Annotated in this window: 20 protein-coding genes, 2 tRNA genes and 1 pseudogene; 14 read left to right on the forward strand and 9 right to left on the reverse strand. The window is 64.9% G+C overall.

From position 1 onward, the window contains the following. Window positions 1–2 precede the first annotated feature (2 nt). The 8 genes from guaA to MI302_RS09015 are packed head-to-tail and all read left to right on the forward strand — an operon-like array spanning window position 3 to window position 6,395. Entirely contained in the window at window positions 3–1,514 is a 1,512-nt protein-coding gene (guaA, locus tag MI302_RS08980; RefSeq protein ID WP_239725569.1) for a glutamine-hydrolyzing GMP synthase, read from the forward strand. Beyond that, entirely contained in the window at window positions 1,514–2,122 is a 609-nt protein-coding gene (locus MI302_RS08985) for a Uma2 family endonuclease (protein ID WP_239725570.1), read from the forward strand. The genes guaA and MI302_RS08985 overlap by 1 nt, the downstream gene beginning before the upstream one ends. 18 nt (window positions 2,123–2,140) lie before the next feature. Continuing rightward, window positions 2,141–2,428 (forward strand): glutamine synthetase/cystathionine beta-lyase binding protein, encoded by a 288-nt coding sequence (locus tag MI302_RS08990; protein ID WP_019550282.1) that lies wholly within the window; start codon window positions 2,141–2,143, stop codon window positions 2,426–2,428. Next, on the forward strand, window positions 2,428–2,808 hold the full coding sequence (locus MI302_RS08995; RefSeq protein WP_019550283.1) for a VOC family protein: 381 nt from the start codon (window positions 2,428–2,430) through the stop codon (window positions 2,806–2,808). Before MI302_RS08990 ends, MI302_RS08995 begins: the two co-directional genes overlap by 1 nt. Before the next feature lie 4 nt (window positions 2,809–2,812). Continuing rightward, a complete protein-coding gene (locus tag MI302_RS09000) occupies window positions 2,813–3,334 on the forward strand; it encodes a Uma2 family endonuclease (RefSeq protein WP_015717816.1) in 522 nt (173 codons plus the stop codon). After that, entirely contained in the window at window positions 3,331–3,816 is a 486-nt protein-coding gene (gene rnhA, locus MI302_RS09005; RefSeq protein WP_015717817.1) for a ribonuclease HI, read from the forward strand. The genes MI302_RS09000 and rnhA overlap by 4 nt, the downstream gene beginning before the upstream one ends. Before the next feature lie 24 nt (window positions 3,817–3,840). Continuing rightward, window positions 3,841–5,523 (forward strand): acyl-CoA carboxylase subunit beta, encoded by a 1,683-nt coding sequence (locus MI302_RS09010; protein ID WP_239725571.1) that lies wholly within the window; start codon window positions 3,841–3,843, stop codon window positions 5,521–5,523. An 8-nt stretch (window positions 5,524–5,531) separates the two neighbouring features. Beyond that, on the forward strand, window positions 5,532–6,395 hold the full coding sequence (locus tag MI302_RS09015; protein ID WP_239725572.1) for a hydroxymethylglutaryl-CoA lyase: 864 nt from the start codon (window positions 5,532–5,534) through the stop codon (window positions 6,393–6,395). Here MI302_RS09015 and MI302_RS09020 read toward each other — a convergent pair. Together MI302_RS09020 and MI302_RS09025 are read right to left on the reverse strand one after the other, a co-directional pair. Next, on the reverse strand, window positions 6,392–6,787 hold the full coding sequence (locus MI302_RS09020; RefSeq protein ID WP_019550287.1) for a DUF3197 domain-containing protein: 396 nt from the start codon (window positions 6,785–6,787) through the stop codon (window positions 6,392–6,394). The genes MI302_RS09015 and MI302_RS09020 overlap by 4 nt on opposite strands. A 38-nt stretch (window positions 6,788–6,825) precedes the next feature. Continuing rightward, window positions 6,826–7,323 carry a DinB family protein gene (locus MI302_RS09025; RefSeq protein WP_156101100.1) on the reverse strand — a complete coding sequence of 166 codons (498 nt, stop codon included), beginning with the start codon at window positions 7,321–7,323 and terminating at the stop codon, window positions 6,826–6,828. A 23-nt stretch (window positions 7,324–7,346) separates the two neighbouring features. On the opposite strand from MI302_RS09025, the gene MI302_RS09030 reads away from it, so the two are divergent. Further along, window positions 7,347–7,559 carry a hypothetical protein gene (locus MI302_RS09030; RefSeq protein WP_015717822.1) on the forward strand — a complete coding sequence of 71 codons (213 nt, stop codon included), beginning with the start codon at window positions 7,347–7,349 and terminating at the stop codon, window positions 7,557–7,559. Then, the gene (locus MI302_RS09035; RefSeq protein WP_015717823.1) at window positions 7,556–8,164 is read left to right on the forward strand and encodes a YkgJ family cysteine cluster protein; all 609 of its coding nucleotides are present in this window, start codon (window positions 7,556–7,558) and stop codon (window positions 8,162–8,164) included. The genes MI302_RS09030 and MI302_RS09035 overlap by 4 nt, the downstream gene beginning before the upstream one ends. Window positions 8,165–8,185: 21 nt before the next feature. Here MI302_RS09035 and MI302_RS09040 read toward each other — a convergent pair. The 4 genes from MI302_RS09040 to MI302_RS09055 all read right to left on the reverse strand — a co-directional run bounded on the left by MI302_RS09040 (window position 8,186) and on the right by MI302_RS09055 (window position 11,437). Next, window positions 8,186–8,277, reverse strand: a tRNA-Ser gene (locus tag MI302_RS09040). Beyond that, window positions 8,256–9,800 carry a tRNA lysidine(34) synthetase TilS gene (gene tilS / locus MI302_RS09045; protein WP_370687334.1) on the reverse strand — a complete coding sequence of 515 codons (1,545 nt, stop codon included), beginning with the start codon at window positions 9,798–9,800 and terminating at the stop codon, window positions 8,256–8,258. The genes MI302_RS09040 and tilS overlap by 22 nt, the downstream gene beginning before the upstream one ends. Beyond that, window positions 9,793–10,185: a hypothetical protein gene (locus tag MI302_RS09050; RefSeq protein WP_239725573.1), complete on the reverse strand. Its 393-nt coding sequence runs from the start codon at window positions 10,183–10,185 to the stop codon at window positions 9,793–9,795. Before MI302_RS09050 ends, tilS begins: the two co-directional genes overlap by 8 nt. Before the next feature lie 31 nt (window positions 10,186–10,216). Beyond that, on the reverse strand, window positions 10,217–11,437 hold the full coding sequence (locus tag MI302_RS09055) for an IS256-like element ISTth4 family transposase (RefSeq protein ID WP_239725337.1): 1,221 nt from the start codon (window positions 11,435–11,437) through the stop codon (window positions 10,217–10,219). A gap of 45 nt (window positions 11,438–11,482) precedes the next feature. On the opposite strand from MI302_RS09055, the gene MI302_RS09060 reads away from it, so the two are divergent. The 3 genes and pseudogenes from MI302_RS09060 to MI302_RS09070 all read left to right on the forward strand — a co-directional run. Next, window positions 11,483–11,692 carry a CDGSH iron-sulfur domain-containing protein gene (locus tag MI302_RS09060; protein WP_015717826.1) on the forward strand — a complete coding sequence of 70 codons (210 nt, stop codon included), beginning with the start codon at window positions 11,483–11,485 and terminating at the stop codon, window positions 11,690–11,692. A gap of 63 nt (window positions 11,693–11,755) precedes the next feature. Then, window positions 11,756–13,342: an alpha-amylase family glycosyl hydrolase gene (locus MI302_RS09065; protein WP_015717827.1), complete on the forward strand. Its 1,587-nt coding sequence runs from the start codon at window positions 11,756–11,758 to the stop codon at window positions 13,340–13,342. 6 nt (window positions 13,343–13,348) lie between these two features. Next, window positions 13,349–13,519, forward strand: a pseudogene (locus MI302_RS09070) (methyltransferase); the annotation flags it as partial. 61 nt (window positions 13,520–13,580) lie between these two features. Here the strand turns inward: MI302_RS09070 and MI302_RS09075 are convergent. Beyond that, a tRNA-Leu gene (locus MI302_RS09075) sits at window positions 13,581–13,667 on the reverse strand. Next, on the reverse strand, window positions 13,646–14,977 hold the full coding sequence (lnt, locus tag MI302_RS09080) for an apolipoprotein N-acyltransferase (RefSeq protein ID WP_239725575.1): 1,332 nt from the start codon (window positions 14,975–14,977) through the stop codon (window positions 13,646–13,648). The genes MI302_RS09075 and lnt overlap by 22 nt, the downstream gene beginning before the upstream one ends. 69 nt (window positions 14,978–15,046) lie before the next feature. On the opposite strand from lnt, the gene MI302_RS09085 reads away from it, so the two are divergent. Next, window positions 15,047–15,751 (forward strand): metallophosphoesterase, encoded by a 705-nt coding sequence (locus MI302_RS09085; protein WP_019550293.1) that lies wholly within the window; start codon window positions 15,047–15,049, stop codon window positions 15,749–15,751. Here the strand turns inward: MI302_RS09085 and queG are convergent. Next, entirely contained in the window at window positions 15,659–16,807 is a 1,149-nt protein-coding gene (gene queG, locus MI302_RS09090) for a tRNA epoxyqueuosine(34) reductase QueG (RefSeq protein ID WP_239725576.1), read from the reverse strand. The two genes, MI302_RS09085 and queG, sit on opposite strands and share 93 nt — an antisense overlap. Window positions 16,808–16,856 lie beyond the last annotated feature (49 nt).

Below are 16,856 nucleotides of genomic sequence, written 5' to 3' on the forward strand. Positions count from 1 at the left end.
GCGTGGTCCTGGTCCTGGATTTCGGCTCCCAGTACACGCGGCTCATCGCAAGGAGGCTTCGGGAGCTAAGGGCCTTCTCCCTTATCCTCCCCGGCGACGCCCCCCTGGAGGAGGTTCTGAGGCATAACCCCAAGGCCCTGATCCTCTCCGGGGGGCCAAGAAGCGTCTTTGACCCCGATGCCCCCCGCCCCGACCCCCGGGTGTTCACCCTCGGCCTTCCCACCTTGGGCATCTGCTACGGGATGCAGCTTCTCGCCCAGGAGCTTGGGGGCAAGGTGGAGCGCGCGGGACGGGCAGAATACGGCAAGGCTCTCCTCGCCCGCTACCAGGGCCCCCTCTTCAAAGGCTTGGAGGGCGAGGTCCAGGTCTGGATGAGCCACCAGGACGCGGTAACCGAGCTTCCCCCGGGGTGGCGGGTGGTGGCGGAAACCGAGGAAAACCCCGTGGCGGCCATGGAAGCCCCCGACGGAAAGACCTTCGCCGTCCAGTTCCACCCCGAGGTGGCCCATACCCCCAAGGGGATGCAGATCCTGGAAAACTTCCTGGAGATCGCTGGGGTAAAACGGGACTGGACTCCGGAGCACGTGCTGGAAAGCTTGGTTAAGGAAGTGCGGGAAAGGGTGGGCGAGGACCGGGTGCTCCTGGCGGTTTCCGGCGGGGTGGACTCCAGCACCCTGGCCCTCCTCTTGGCCAATGCCCGGGTGAACCACCTGGCGGTCTTCGTGGACCACGGCCTCCTGCGCCTGGGGGAACGGGAGGAGGTGGAAGGAGCCCTTAAAGCCCTCGGGGTAAACCTCCGGGTGGTGGACGCCAGGGAGCGCTTCCTTAAAGCTCTCAAGGGGGTGGAAGACCCCGAGGAAAAGCGCCGGATCATCGGGCGGGAGTTCGTGGAGGTCTTCTCCCTGGTGGCCCGGGAAGCAGGCCCTTTCCGGTTCCTCGCCCAGGGGACCCTCTACCCCGACGTGATCGAGTCCGCCGGGGAACCGGGAGCGGCCAAGATCAAAAGCCACCACAACGTGGGCGGTATTCCTGAAGATTTGAAGTTCGAGCTCCTCGAGCCCTTCCGCCTTCTCTTCAAGGATGAGGTGCGGGAACTCGCCCTGCTTCTCGGCCTTCCCGACCCTATCCGCCTGCGCCACCCCTTCCCGGGGCCGGGCCTGGCGGTGCGCATCCTGGGGGAGGTCACGGAGGAAAAACTGGACATCCTCCGGCGGGCCGACGATATCTTCATAAGCCTTCTAAGGGAGTGGGGGCTTTATTCCCAGGTGGCCCAGGCCCTGGCCGTCCTCACCCCCGTGCGGAGCGTAGGCGTGGCAGGGGACGAGCGGAAGTACGGCTACGTTCTGGCCTTAAGGGCCGTGACCACCGAGGACTTCATGACCGCCGACTGGGCCAGGCTGCCCCTGGACTTCCTGGACGAGGCAGCCCGGCGCATCACCCGCAGGGTGCCGGAGATCGGCCGGGTGGTCTACGACCTCACCTCCAAGCCTCCCGCCACCATAGAATGGGAGTGATGGGCGAACCCGCCAAGGCCCTGAAACCCCTTTCCTTGGAAGAGTATCTGGAATGGGAGGCCCGGTCCGAAACCAAGCATGAGCTGGTGGAGGGCCTGCCCTACGCCATGGCCGGGGCCAGCCGGGCTCACGCCCTTTTAACCACCAACCTGGCCCTTCTCCTGGGCCCCTTAGCCCGTAGGCAGGGATGCCGCCTCTACGTGGCGGATATGAAGCTCAAGGTGGGGGAAAGGACCGTCTACTACCCGGATCTCATGGTGGTTTGTGCTCCCCCGCCCGAAAACCCCTACTACGAGGAAGCTCCCTGCCTGGTGGTGGAGGTCCTTTCCCCAAGTACCGAAGGTATAGACCGGCGGGAGAAGCTTTGGCGGTATCTTTCCCTGCCTTCCCTGCAAGGGTATGTATTGGCGGATGTCCGGGAAAGGCGAATAGAGCTTTATCAAAAAAAGGCCACGGGCATCCTCTACCAGGTCTTCACAGAAGGGGAGGTACCCTTGCCCTGCCCCCAAGGAACCCTCTCCTTGGAGGAGGTCTATAGCGGTATTTCTCCGGAAATGCCTCAGGAAGACTGGCTCGATTGTCAAACTGGAACTCCTGGGCTATCCTGAGGGGGAAAGGAGGCCAAGATGCCCACCTTTATCGTTCTCAGCACCCTCACGGATGACGGCGCTGAGACCCTGGTGAAAAACCCCGAGCGCATCAAGGAAGTGAACCAGGAGCTGGAGCGGGACTTCGGGGTCAAGGTGGTGGCCCAGTACGCGGTTTTGGGGCCCTATGACTTCGTGAACATCGTGGAGGCAGAGGATGCCCTGGCGGTGGCCCGGGCCATGCTCCACCTCTCGGCCAGGGGAAGCGTGAGGACCTCCACCCTCGAGGCCATCCCCGTGGCCGACCTCATCGCTAAGCTCAAGTAGTGGAGGTTCTGGAAACCGCCGTCTACGCCGAGGATCTGGAGAAGGCCCGGGCCTTTTACGAAGGGGTCCTGGGCCTTCCTTGCTTCCAGTACCAGCCCCCGCGCCACGCCTTCTTCCGGGCGGGAAAGGGGGTCTTTCTGGTTTTCAACCCCCATTACACGGCAAAGGAGGAAAACCTTCCTCCCCACGGGGCCCAAGGAAGCGTCCACGTGGCCTTTAAGGTGGCGGAGGAGGACCTCCCCCTTTGGGCTAAGAAGCTCGAGGAAGCGGGCTTTCCCGTCTGGTGGGCGGACTGGCCCCGGGGGAAAAGCCTTTACACCCGCGACCCCGCGGGAAACCTGGTGGAGCTGGCCCCCGCCGCCATCTGGGGCCTAGAATGAGGGCATGGCCACCCGGTACCGCTTCGGGGTAGAGGAGTTTGAGCGCCTCTTCCAGGGGGTGAAGCACCTCGAGCTCCTCGAGGGGGAGATCTACGAGATGAGCCCGATTGGTCCTAGGCACGTCTTTGCTGTAGCCCAGTTGGACAAGAGGCTCCAGGCTCTATTGGGAGAGGAGGCGGTCATCGCCGTGCAATCCCCCCTGCGCCTTTCCCCCGACTCCGAGCCCGAGCCCGACCTTCAGGTGCTGAAGCCCCCCCTAGAACAGTACAGCGAGCGCCTCCCTGAGCCCCAGGACGTTCTCCTCCTCATAGAGGTGGCCGACACCAGCCTGGACCACGACCGCAGGAAGCTCGCCCTGTATGCCAAAGCTGGTATCCCTGAGGTCTGGATCGTGAACCTGGTGGAAAACCTCCTGGAGGTCTACCGCCACCCCCAAGAGGACCACTACCGCCTTAGGGAGATCCTCTTCCCCGGCGAGGCCAAGGCTCCCCTGGCCTTCCCCCATCGGCCCATCCCCTGGTCGTGAAACAGGTGGAGCTATTCACCGATGGGGCCTGCCTGGGCAACCCCGGCCCTGGCGGGTGGGCGGCGCTTCTGCGCTACGGTAGCCACGAACGAATGCTTTCCGGAGGCGAGCCCTGCACCACCAACAACCGCATGGAGCTCACCGCCCTGCTGCAAGGGCTTAGGGCGCTCAAGGAACCCTGTGAAGTACACCTCTTCTCCGACAGCCAGTACCTGGTGAAGGCCTTAAACGAGTGGCTCCCCGCCTGGGAAAAAAGGGGGATGCGCAGAGCGGACGGCAAGCCCATAGAAAACCGCGACCTCTGGGAAGCCCTTATGCCGGAACTCAAACGGCACCGGGTGGTGCCGCACTGGATCCGGGGGCATAACGGCCACCCGGAGAACGAACGGGTGGACCGGGAAGCCAGGCGCCAGGCCCAGCGGCAAAAGGCCCTGTCCCAAACCCCTTGTCCCCCTGAGGGGGCTACGCTTTTTCCCCGATAAGCAGAAAAACGTTATACTAAGGCCATGCTAGGCCAGCCCACGAGCCGCCTCGAGAGCAAGCTCCGCCCGGAGGAGCGGGAAGGTCCTGTCTACAAGGCCAATAAGGACGCCTGGGTAGCCCTGGTGCGGGACTTCAGGGAAAGCCTGGAGAAGGTGCGCCAAGGGGGCGGGCCCAAGGCCATGGAGCGGCAGCACAAAAAGGGACGCCTCACCGCCCGGGAGCGCATTGCGAGGCTTTTAGACCCGGGCACGGAGTTCTACGAGCTCATGGCCTTTGCCGGGTGGGGGATGTACGAGGAGTGGGGCGGGGCCCCGGCCGGAGGGGTCATCACCGGCCTCGGGCAGATCCAGGGCCAAACCTGGATGATCATCGCCAACGACGCCACGGTGAAGGCGGGGGCCTTCTTCCCCATCACCGCCAAGAAGGTGATCCGGGCCCAGACGATGGCGCTGGAAAACCGCATCCCCACCCTGTACCTGGTGGACTCCGCCGGGGTTTTCCTACCCTTACAGGACGAGGTCTTCCCGGACCAGGACGACTTTGGCCGTATCTTCTACCTCAACGCCCGCATGTCCGCCCTGGGCATCCCCCAGATCTCCGCCATCATGGGCAACTGCGTGGCCGGGGGAGCCTACCTCCCCGTCATGACCGATGTCCTCATCATGACCGAGGGAAGCGGCCTCTACCTGGCGGGCCCAGCCCTGGTAAAGGCGGCCATCGGCCAGGAGGTCAGCAGCGAGGAGCTGGGCGGGGCCCGGATGCACTATGAGGTTTCCGGCACCGTGGACTTCTACGAGCCGAACGACGAAGCCGCCCTAGAAAGGATCCGCCAGCTCATCGCCTTGTACCCGCCCTCCAGGCTCGCCCCCTGGGCAGAAGGGCGCAAGGAACCCAGGGAACCCCTTTACCCCGCCGAAGACCTCTACGGCCTCATCGCTCCTGACGGCAGCCGTCCCTACGACCTTCGGGAGGTGATCGCCCGGCTGGTGGATGGCTCGGAGTTTCTGGAGTACAAGGGGGGATACGGGGAGACTCTGGTCACAGGCTTTGCCCGCATCGGGGGGTTCCCCGTGGGCATCGTGGGCAACCAGCGCCTGATCCTGAAGAAGAAGGGACGGATCGAGGTGGGTGGGGTGATCTACGCCGAGGCGGCGGACAAGGCCGCCCGGTTCATCCTCGAGGTGAACCAGATGAACATCCCCCTCCTCTTCCTCCAGGACGTGACGGGCTTCATGGTGGGGAAGGAGTCGGAGCAGGCGGGGATCATCCGCCGGGGAGCCAAACTGGTCAATGCCGTGAGCAACTCCGTGGTGCCCAAGATCACCCTGATCCTGGGAGGCTCCTTCGGAGCTGGAAACTACGCCCTGGCGGGCAAGGCCTACGCCCCCAGGTTCATCTTCGCCTGGCCCAGCGCCAAGTACGCGGTGATGGGAGGAGCCCAGGCGGCCAAGACCCTCTTGGAGCTGGAGGTGGAAAAGCTCAGGCGGGAGGGGAAGGAACCCTCTGACGAGGAGCTAAAGGAGCTTTACGAGCGCATCAAGGGCCGCTACGAGGAAACCCTGGACCCCCGGTACGCCGCCGCCCGGCTTTGGGTGGATGGGATCCTCCTCCCCCACGAGACCCGGAAGTGGCTCATCCGGGCCCTCGAGGCCTGTGCCTTAAACCCCGAGCGGGAGCCTTTCCGCACCGGAGTCTTCCAAGTCTAGGGGAAGCCATGGCCCAAACCGCCATCCGCTACGTGGAATGCCCCCGGGATGCCTGGCAGGGCTTCCGCCGCTTCATCCCCACCGAGGAGAAGGTGGCTTTTTTGCACCGGCTCCTGGAGGCTGGCTTCCGCCATCTGGACCTCACCAGCTTCGTCTCCCCCAAGTGGGTGCCCCAGATGGCAGATGCCGAGGAGGTGTTAGGAGCCTTACCTCCACCCCAGGGCCGCACCTATCTGGCCATCGTGGCCAACGAAAAGGGCTTGGAAAGGGCCCTTAAGGCCCCAAACCTCACGGCCATCGGCTACCCCTTCTCCCTCTCGGAAACCTTCCAGCGGAAGAACACCAATCGCACCCGGCAGGAATCCTGGCCTCTGGTAAAGGCCATGGTGGAGGCCACAAAAGGAAAGCTTGGCCTGGTGGTCTACCTTTCCATGGCCTTCGGCAACCCCTACGGGGACCCCTGGAGCGTGGAGGGGGTCCTGGAGGACATCGCCAGGCTGCGGGAACTTGGGGTCAGGGAAATCGCCCTGGCGGACACCTACGGGGTGGCGGAGGCAAGCCGCATCCAGGAGGTGCTAGGGGAGGCTGTGGCCCGCTTTGGCCCCGAGGGCCTGGGGGCCCACCTGCACGCCCGCCCGGAAGGGGTCTTGGCCAAGGTGGAGGCGGTGCTGGCGGCGGGCATCCTCTGGTTGGAGGGCACCTTGGCCGGGGTAGGGGGCTGCCCCTTCGCCGGGGATGAGCTGGTGGGAAACCTGCCCACGGAAAAGGTCCTCCCCTACCTGGAAGCCAAAGGCTTCCACATGGGAATAGACCTAAAAGCCCTCCCCGAGCTGGCAGGGGAAGCCGCCCGGCTTAAGCTTCTATACGGTTAGGCGGCCCTTTTCAGGTAGATGCCCGGGTCGGTGGGGTTGGCGATGGCGTTGATCCGCCTCACCAGTTCCTCGGGCGGTAGCTCCAAGAGGGCCGTCATCTCCGCCGGGGACACCACCGCCTCGTAGAACTTCCTGGCCCCAAGGTCCAGCAACAGGCTAACCAGCTCCGAAAGCGCCTCTTCCCCTCCCTGAAAGGCGGGGCCAAACGCGTCAGGGGTGAGGAGGTCCTTCTTGCCCCCGTGGATGAGAAGGGCGTACCGGGCCTGGTGCCGGCGGTCCTGCCAGTCGGTGATGAAATAGACCTTGGCCTCAGGAAAGCGCACGCCCTTAAGGGCTTCCTTGAGGGCCTCGAGGGTAATCCTGGGAGAAGCGCGCAGGCCAACGCGTTCCATGGGAACAGCTTACAGCCATCCCCCGGGGACAGGAGTCCTCAGCCCAGGAGCTTGCGGGCGTAGATGATCTGCCCCGCATGGTGCTGGGCATGCTCCACCAGGTGGTGGAGGATATGGGCCCTGGGAGCCTTAAGACCCTGGGTGCCCACCGGAACCTCCTGGCCAAGTTCCTCCTCCCGTAGGCTCTGGAAGGCGGAAAGGAGCCTGGCCCAAGCCTCCCGGAAACGGGCCTCCACCACCTCCTTGGCCTCGGGCTCCCCCTGGAGCTCCCACTCCCGTCCCTTTTTGGCCCAGTCGGGAAGCTCCTGGGGGAAGGCGTAGGAAAGAAGCCGCAAGGAGCTTCCAGTGATGTGGCGCACCAGGCCCCCGATGGGGTTCAGCCCCTCCTTGGGCCGCCACCAAAAACCCTCATCGGAAAGGTCGAAGGCCCAGCGGTCCAGGTGGAGCTCTACTTCCTTAAGGCCCTTGATCCAGGCGGAAACGGCCGGGGAAACCCCGGGTTCCAGGGTTTGCAGGAAAGGCGCAAGACTGGCCATAAGAAGAGCTTACACTAACCCCTATGGAGGCTTTTGGTCTTCTCATCCTTTCGGGCCTGGCCCTATTACTCGCCTACCGGTTGCGGCAAGCCTCTCCCCAGGCCCGTTGCCCCCGATGCCACCTGCCCAAAGCCCTGGCGGAAGAGGTGGCCCGGTACCGGCGTCACTGCCCCCAGGTGGCCGTGAGAGCCTGCCCCTTCGACCCCAGAAGGGGTGTCTACCGCCTGCGCCGATGAACCCGGTGGAAGCCCATTGGCTGGCCCTCGAGGCGGACTTGGCCGACTACCTGGCCAAGAAGGGGATTACCCCCTCCTGCCGCGCGGGATGCTTTGCCTGCTGCCATGGCCTGGTGACCCTTTCCCGCCTGGAAGGGGAAGCCCTTCTTCCCCACCTCAGCGAGGCCCAGCGCTCCAGGCTCCTTAAGGAAGGCCCTAGGCGGCTTGCCCTTCTCAGGGAAGGCAAGGACGACCCCCACTTCCCAAGCCAGTTCTTTCTAACCCGCACCCCCTGCCCCTTTCTGGAAGAGGGCCTCTGCGGTGTCTATCCCTGGCGTCCGCTTGCCTGCCGGGGGCTTCTCACCCAAGGCGACCCGAGGCTTTGCGAACCCGAGGCGGGCTTGCAACGGGGCCATTTCCTTTCCGCTCCCTGGCGCATGGCCCGCCTGCGCATGGAGGCGGTTTGGGAGGAGGAAAAAAGGCGGTACGGCTTCCTGGTCCTGGGGGAGCTGGCCACCCTTTTGTACCTGCTTCTTTCCGGGTTTCCCGGGGAAAGGAAGGAGGCGGAAACCCTCCTGGAGGCGCTGGGGATCCTCGGGGGGCGGTGGGGGTTCCAGGTGGTATAAAAGCGGCCCTCAGGCCGCCTTTGGCGGAGGGGGCGGGATTCGAACCCGCGAGACCCCTTGGGGGGCCTACCGGTTTTCGAGACCGGCCCGTTCAACCGCTCCGGCACCCCTCCCTGAGCCGGGCAAAGAAACCCTTTAGGAGCTTAGCACACTCCCCTTCCAGGACGCCACCCCTGAGGCCTTCCCCCTGGCCGAACCGGGTCAAGGCCCCTTCCTTCAGGTTCTCCACCCCGTAGACCACCTCCACCCCCGCCTCCCGAAGGGCATGGTGGCACATGCGACACGGCTCCAGGGTCACGTAAAGCCTTCCTCCCCGGGCCCCCCGGCCCACCTCCCTAAGGAGGAGCATCTCCGCATGGGCCGTAGGATCCCGGGTAGCCTCCACCTGGTTGTGAGCCCTGTACACCCTTTCCCCCACCACCAAGACCGCCCCCACCGGCACCTCCCCCTCCTGGAAGGCCTGCCTGGCCTCCTCGAGGGCCAAGGCCATGTACCGCTCCTCCTCGGAAGGGGGATAAAGGCCCAAGACCTCCACCACCCGCTTACCCTCCGCCCTCACCGGCCAAAGGGGCTTGAGCTCCTTAGGCACCCCTTTCTCCGCCAAAAAGTCCACCAGGCGCTTTCTCCCGTAGGGCATGGCCAGGTAGTCCCCCGGCAAGGGGCGGCGGAACCCGGGGGGAAGGGGCAGCCGGGGCTCGGGGGGAAGGAGGAAAAGGGTACCTCCCTTGCGCCTGGCCGTGTAGCCGCCGGGCAGGGTGGCCACCTTGCCCCCTAAAGCCTCCTCCAAAAGGGCGATAAGCCGGGCCTCAGGCCGGAGGTCCAAGGCCTCCAGTATCCAGCGCAAAGCCCTCCGTCTAAGGACCCCGGGAGCCTCCAAAAGGGGTGCCGCCCGGTAGGCAGGCACGAAGAAGCGGGGATCGGGCAGGAGACGAGCCCTAGCCTTCCTCTCCAGGTGGGCCTCCTCCTCCATCCGCACCTGGGCAAAGCGGGAAAGCGCCTCCTTGGCCCCGGGGAACCGCTCCTCCACAAGGGGAAGCACCTTAAGCCTCAGGTAGTTGCGATCCCGGGAAAGGTCCTGGTTGGAGGGATCCTCCCGCCACGCTTCCCCCAGGGCCTTTAGGTACGCCCTTAACTCCTCGCGGCGAAAGGCCAGAAGGGGGCGGACCACAAGCCCCTCCTTCTCCCGGATGCCCAGACCCTGGGCCGTGCCCTGGAGAAGCTTTAAAAGTACCGTTTCCGCCTGGTCGTCCAGGGTATGGGCGGTGAGGATGGCCTTGGCCTTCACCTCCCTGGCCACCCGGTGCAGAAAGGCGTAGCGGATCTCCCTGGCCACCGCCTCGAGGTTCTCCCTCCGTTCCCTAGCCACCCTGGCCACCTCCACCCGCTCGGCGTAGAAGGGATAGCCAAGCCTTTCCGCCAGGGCCTTCACAAAGAGGAGATCCCCCCCGCTTTCCGGGCGCAGAGCGTGGTCCAGATGGGCCACCACCCCCTCCCGCCCAGCCCGCTTCACCAGGTGGGCCAGGGCCACGGAATCCCCGCCCCCCGAGACCGCCAGCACCAAAGGGCCCCGGGGTGCAAGCCGGGCCAGGCGCTTCTGGAAAGCCTCCTCCAATTCCTGCGGGAAGCCCTCAGGCAAGCCTGGCCACCTCCGCCTTCAAGGTAGCAAGGCAGCAACGCCCCCTGGGGTTGCGCTGGTCGCAGGCGCATCGCCTGGCCCTGACCCCCTCCTCCACCTGGGCCACCGGATCCACCCCTTGCCCCAGGGCCTCCACCAATCCCTCCCGGGTCCAGTCAAAGCAGTAGCAGACGAGGGAGGCTCCCTTGTCGTAGATGGGGAAACGCACCTCCCCCAGGGTGTACACGCCTTCCTCCCCGTAGTAGACCACCGGGCAGGCGGGATCCTGGCAAAGGTAGTGGGGGCTAGCGGGGTTAAGCCGCACCAGGGCCTTCCCCGTGAGGAAGTTCTTCACCGTCTTCAAGGGCACCCCGAGGCCCACCCTTCCATTCTGCGGGCAGAGCATACCTCCACTTTATCCTCGGTATCCGGTCGTGTCAAGAGTTATGTGTAAGAGTCTGTGTACGGGGGGCATACCGCTCCTGAAGCATCTTCTCCAGCACCTCCTTCACCTCCGAGAACCCCTTTAGTTTCCGTTCTGCCCACCTCCCTTCCTGCCTCTCCGACTCCAGGTAAAGAAGCTTGTACACCGCCTCTTCCTTAGGAAACTTGTGGTCCCGCACCTTCGTCCCCCGCCGTAGCTCCCGGATAAACCGCTCCATCAGGTTGGTGCTCCGCAGGTACGGCCAAAGCACCTTGGGGTACCCGTAGAACCGCAGGAAGGCCCCCGAATCCTGTACCCAAAGCCCCACCACCCCCGGGTACCGCGAACCCCAGGCGGCCTTCACCTCCTCCAAGGCCCCAAGAGCTTCTTCCCGGCTCTCCGCCCCGTACACCCGCCTCAGGTCCTCCGCCAGCAGGGCCCGGTCCCGGGAGCGCACCTGGGACAGGCTCCACCGCACCCCGTGCACCACGCACCGCTGCCACTCCGCCTGAGGGTAGACCCTGCGGATCGCCTCGGGAAGCCCGGGCAGCCCGTCGGTGATGAAGAGCAATACCCGCCGCAGGCCCCGCTGCCAAAGCTCCCCCAGGACCCCCTCCCATCCCAGGGCGCTCTCCGTGGGCAACAGCCAAAACCCCAGGACCCGCCTCTCCCCATTAGGGGCGATGCCCAGGGCCACATACACGCTTTCCCGTACGATCCCTTCTCCTTCCCTGAAGACCTTTAGGGAAAGCCCGTCCAGGTAGACGAAGGCCATCTCCTCGGGCAAAGGCCGGGTGCGGAAGGCTCCTGCCGCCTCCAGGACCTCGTCCGTCAGGGCGCTCAGGGTCTCGTGGGAGTAGCGGTGGCCTAAGAGCAGGCTCAGTATCTCGGCCGCCTTGCGCTGACTGACCCCGGCGGCGTAAAGGGCTACCGCCACTTCCCCCACGTCCACCAGGCGGCGGACGTAGGGCTTAAGGAAAGCCGGGTAATACCGAGATTCCCGATCCCTAGGGACCTTCAGGTCCACCTGGCCGAAGGCGGTCTCCAGCTTGCGGGGGTAGTAGCCGTTCCTGCGGCCTCCGTGCACCTGCAAGAAGGCCGTCCGGTCCAGCTCCAGAACCGTCTGCAGAACCTCGGCTACTGTCTCCCGCACCGCTTCCCTCAGCAAGATCCGCAAGGTATCCTGGTCCACGGGGCACCTCCTCGTGCTAAGGTGTGCCCCCCTATTAAACACGGACCCTTACACATAAATCCTTACACGACCCGGTATCCTGAAACCATGAAGCTTCGCTTCCGCCAGGATGGGCCCTACGTGATGGACCTGCCCGAGGGAACCCCCTTCCGGCTCAACGGGGAGGAAAGGCGCCTGGAAAGGGCCAAGTTGGCCCTTTGCCGCTGCGGCCATTCCCGGAACAAGCCCTTCTGCGACGGAACCCACAAGGAAGTGGGCTTCCAGGCTGAGGGAGGGGAGATCCAGGTGGAGCCCTAAAGCCTTTGGGAGGAGGGACTGGAAGCCCTTCCATAGCGCGGCCTCGAGGGGTAAACTCGGGGCATGTGGTGGAAGGAAACCGTCATCTACCAGATCTACCCGAGGAGCTTTCAGGACTCCAACGGGGATGGCATCGGGGACCTGGAGGGCATCCGGCAAAGGCTTCCCTACCTGAAGGACCTGGGGGTAGGGGCCATCTGGCTTTCCCCCTTCTACAAAAGCCCCATGAAGGACTTCGGCTACGATGTGGCCGACTATTGCGACGTGGACCCCATCTTCGGCACCCTGGAGGACTTTGACCGCCTTCTAAGGGAAGCCCACGCCCTGGGCCTCAAGGTCCTCATCGACCTGGTTCCCAACCACACCTCGGACCAGCACCCATGGTTTTTGGAATCCAGAAGCTCCCGGGACAATCCCAAGCGGGATTGGTACATCTGGAAAGACCCAGGCCCGGATGGCGGCCCTCCCAACAACTGGCAGAGCTTCTTCGGAGGCCCCGCCTGGACCCTGGATGAACACACCGGCCAGTACTACCTGCACCAGTTCCTTCCCGAGCAACCCGACCTCAACTGGCGCAACCCCGCGGTGCGGGAAGCCATCTACGAGGCCATGCGCTTCTGGCTCAGGCGGGGGGTGGATGGCTTTAGGGTGGACGTGCTCTGGCTCCTGGCGGAAGACCTCCTTTTCCGGGACGAGCCCGGCAACCCCGACTGGCGCCCGGGGATGTGGGACCGGGGCCGGCACCTTCACCTCTTCACCGAGGACCAGCCGGAAACCTACGCCTACGTGCGAGAGATGCGCTACGTTCTGGACGAGTTCAGCCAGCCTGGGCAAGAGCGGGTCATGGTGGGGGAGATCTACCTTCCCTACCCACAGCTGGTGCGCTACTACCAGGCGGGTTGCCACCTGCCCTTTAACTTCCACCTGATCTTCCGCGGCCTCACCGACTGGCGGCCCGAGAACATCGCCCGTATCGTGGAGGAGTACGAAAGCCTCCTCACCCCCTGGGACTGGCCCAACTGGGTTTTGGGCAACCACGACCAACCCCGGCTGGCCTCGAGGCTAGGAGAAGCCCAGGCCCGGGTGGCGGCCATGCTCCTCTTCACCCTGCGGGGCACCCCCACCTGGTACTACGGGGACGAACTGGCCCTGCCCAACGGGGAAATCCCCCCGGATAGGATCCAGGACCCCGCCGCCCTACGGCAGAAAGGGCGCCTGGGCGAGCACGGCCTCCCTCCAGGCCGGGACCCCGAGCGCACCCCCATGCCCTGGGATACCTCTCCTTACGCGGGTTTCTCCACCGTGGAGCCCTGGCTTCCCCTAAACCCCGACTGGCCGGTGCGAAACGCGGCCGCCCAGGAGAAGGACCCGAAATCCATGCTCCATCTGGTGAAACACCTCCTCCGCCTTCGCCAGGATCCCGATCTCCTCCATGGCCGCTACCGCACCCATCAAGCAGCCAACGGCCTCTACGCCTACTTCAGAGGGGAAGGCTTCCTCATCGCCCTAAACTTCACGGACCGGGAAAAGGCCCTGGACCTACCCCAGGAGGGCAGGGTGGTCCTCTCCACCCACCTGGACCGGGAGGAGGCCGTGGGCAACACCCTCCGCCTACGCCCGGACGAGGGAGTGGTAGTCCGGCTAGGCTAGAGCGGGATGGGAAAGGATCCCTTTGCCCCCTTAGCCGAGGCCTACGAGGCCTGGTACGAAACTTCCTTGGGGACCTTCGCCATCGCTGAGGAGGAAAAGGCCCTGAAGGCCCTCCTCCCTCCTGGGGAAAGCCTCCTCGAGGTGGGAGCGGGAACCGGCTACTGGCTTAGGCGCCTTCCCTGAAAAAATAGGGGGCACTGTACCAAAGGCTTGGCCAGGCCCCTGGGGCCTGGCCTTTTGGTGCCGGGGGCGGGACTCGAACCCGCACGTCCTTGCGGACAGCAGATTTTGAGTCTGCCGCGTCTACCGGTTCCGCCACCCCGGCGCGCGCAACCTAAGGATAAGGCCCAAAAGGAAAAGCGTCAACGCCACCCCCACCGCCCAGTCCCCGTAGCGGACGTAAAGGGTACGGCCCTCCTTCAGGCTGTAGGGAGCCAGGAGGTACCCCTCCTGGTGTGGGGGAATCTGCGCCACCACCCGGCCATAAGGGTCTATGCTGGCGGTGATGCCGTCGTTTCCCGCCCGTAAGAGCCAGCGCCCCGTTTCCACCGCCCGCAAGCGCCCTAAGGCAAAGTGCTGTCTGCCCCCAAAGGAAGGCCCAAACCAGGCATCGTTGGTGAGGAGAACCAGCACCCTAGCCCCTTCCCGGGCAAGGGTGCGGGCCACGGAGGGAAAGACGGACTCATAGCAGATCATGGCCCCATAGGGGCCGAGGGGAATCAGCCGGTCCCCTGGCATCCGGTCCGCCAGCTCCCCCAGGCCAAAGGCCCGGAAGAAAAACCCGTACACCCCTCCCAGGGTCTCCCGGAAGGGAAAACGCTCCCCGAAAGGCACCAGGCGCACCTTGTCGTAATGGCCCAGGACCCGCCCCTCCTGGTATAGAACCGCCCGGTTAGGCCCGTAGAGGTTCAGGCCAGTGAGAAGGAACCTGCCTTGAAGCAGGCGCTTCGCTTCCTCAGGGATCTGCCACACCGCCGTTTCCGGCCAGACCACCAGTCGCGCCTCCGGATACTGAGCCAAACCTTCCCTGGTTAAACGAAGGTAGACCTCCTGATCCAACCCCCCTTGCACCTTGGCCAGGGGGTTGACGTTCCCCTGAACCAGAAGGGCTCTTTCCGGCCCTGCTTCCGGAGGCAAGGGAAGAAGCCACAGCACCCCCCAGGGCAAAAGAATCCAGTAGCGCCGTTCCCTAAGGCCCCAGGCCACGAGCAGGGCCAAAAGGGAAAGGAGGTACACTCCACCCCAGGCGGCCAGCACCCGCCCGGGAGCCTCCACCAGGCTGTAGCCCAGGAAACCCCAGGGGAAGGCCAAATCCCCTTGCTCCGTGAGCCACTCCAGCGCCACCCAACCCCCCACCCGGGCCAGAGGCGTGGGGGTGAGGGCGAAAAGGAGGCCGAAGGAAAGAGCCTTGAAAAGCACCAGGGGAAGGAAGGGCAAAGCCCCAAGGGGGCCGAAAAGCTGGGCGAAGCTTTGGGGAAGCCAGATGAGGTGCAAACCCCAAAACCCAAGGCCCAGGAGGAAGCCCGTGCGGAAACCCCCTTGAAGGAGAAAGGCCAGAACCATAGGGGCCAAAAAGCCAAAGGGAAAAGGAGGAAGGGTAAGGGCCAGGAGGAGGCCCAGGAGGAAAGGCCGCACCCTCCTAACATAAAGGGTACGGGCCAGGTTTTCACGGGATTTTCCTAGGGTCTATGAAAGAATGGACCTATGCGCCTGGGGGTCCTCTCGGACATCCACGCCAACCTCCCCGCCTTGGAAGCGGCCCTCGAGGCCCTGCGGGATGAAGGCGTGGACGAGGCCCTGGTGCTCGGGGACCTGGTGGGCTACGGCCCCCATCCCAAGCAGGTCATCCGCCGTCTTCTCAAGGAAGGGCTTCCGGCCATCGCCGGGGCCTGGGACTTAAGGGTAGCCTACCCTCTACCGGGCACCCTGCCCGAAGGCGTGGGCAAGGCCACCCTGGAGTGGACCCGGTCCCAGCTTGCGGAAAAGGAGCTGGACTATCTCCGCTCCCTGCGCCTATCCCACCGCAAAATCTACGGGGAAAGACGGCTTGTGGCCTTCCACGGCACCCCCGGTAACCCCGAAAGCCACCTGGACCTCCTGGGCCCGGCCAACCCGTTTGTGCCGCTTCTGGAACGGTACAGGGCCGCGGTCCTCCTCCTGGGGGGGCGCCACCTGCCCCTTTCTCGCCGGGTGGGCATGGGTCTTGTAGCCGATCCAGGTAGCGTGGGCCTAAGCCTAAGCGGGGAGCCCGGGGCCGATGCCATGATCCTGGACACGGAAACCCTCGAGGTCCGCTTCCTCAAGGTGCCCTACGACCTAGGACCCCTCATCTTTGACCTCAGGGCCTGGGGACTTCCCCCCGTCCTCGAAAAGGTCTACCGCACGGGGCGCTTCCCCAAGGAGGACTGAGGCCTCGGCCCGAATCCCCTCATCGGGATCCCTTAGAAACCTCTCAATCCCCAAGCCAGCCAGAAAAAGGGCATGGAGGGCCGTGCGGCGCACCAAGGGATGGGGATCCTTCGCTGCCTCCCGCAGGAGATCCTCCCCCAGGCCCAGGTTGCTCAGGACGATGAGGGCATTCCGGGCCATGCGGGTCCTCCCTGGACGGGCGAAGGCGGCATCCCCAAACTTCCGCTGAAAGGCTCTTCCCGAGAGGCGGAAGAACTCCTCCAGGTTGGGATGGGCCAGCTCGGGCTCCGGCCTAAAGCCCTGCCACACCTTGCCAAACCGCTCCCAGGGACAGACCTCCTGGCAGAGGTCGCACCCCAAAAGCCAGTCCCCCATTCCCGGCCAGAGGGCCGGGGGAATGAAGTCCTTATGCTCCACGGTAAGGTAGCTCACGCAAACCCGGGCATCCAGGGTGCCGTCCCCTAAAAGGGCCCCTGTGGGGCAGGAAACCAGGCAACGGGTGCAGCGGCCGCAGCGGCCTGGATTCGGGAAAGGTGCCTCCACCTCCAAGGAGGTGAGAAGAACGCCGATGAAGGCGTGCACCCCAAACCCCTGGGAAAGAAACATGCCGCTTTTGCCAATCCAGCCCATCCCGGTGAGGGCGGCCAGGGTTCGCTCGGGGATGGGCCCGTGGTCCACGTACCCCTTGGCCTCTACGCCCAGGCTTCGGGCCAGGCCCTCGAGGGCCCTAACCTCCTCCCCCAGAACCAGATGGTAGTCCCGGACCCAGGCGTAACGGGCCACCCGGCCCACCCGGATTCCCCCTTTGGGTATTCCGGGGTCGGGGTAGGCGTAGGGGGCGAAGACCACCAGGGCGCTTCGCGCCCAGGGAAAGCGGTGCTCCAGGTGGAAACGAGCCTCCACGCCCCGCTCCAAATAGGCCATTCCCCCGTGCCGTCCCTCGGCCAGGAAGCGCCGGAAGCGGCCCTCCGCCTCCTCCGGTATGGCCAGGGGCGCCCAGGCGTAAAGAAGCCCCCGTTCCCGAAGGGCTTCCTCTAGAAGCGGGCGGGCCTCCACGGCTTCACTTTAGGGCAAAGGCCGAGGGGAAGCTGGTATAATCCCCGGC

The sequence above is a fragment of the Thermus sp. NEB1569 genome (assembly GCF_022385295.1).
Taxonomy (GTDB): Bacteria; Deinococcota; Deinococci; order Deinococcales; family Thermaceae; genus Thermus; species Thermus scotoductus.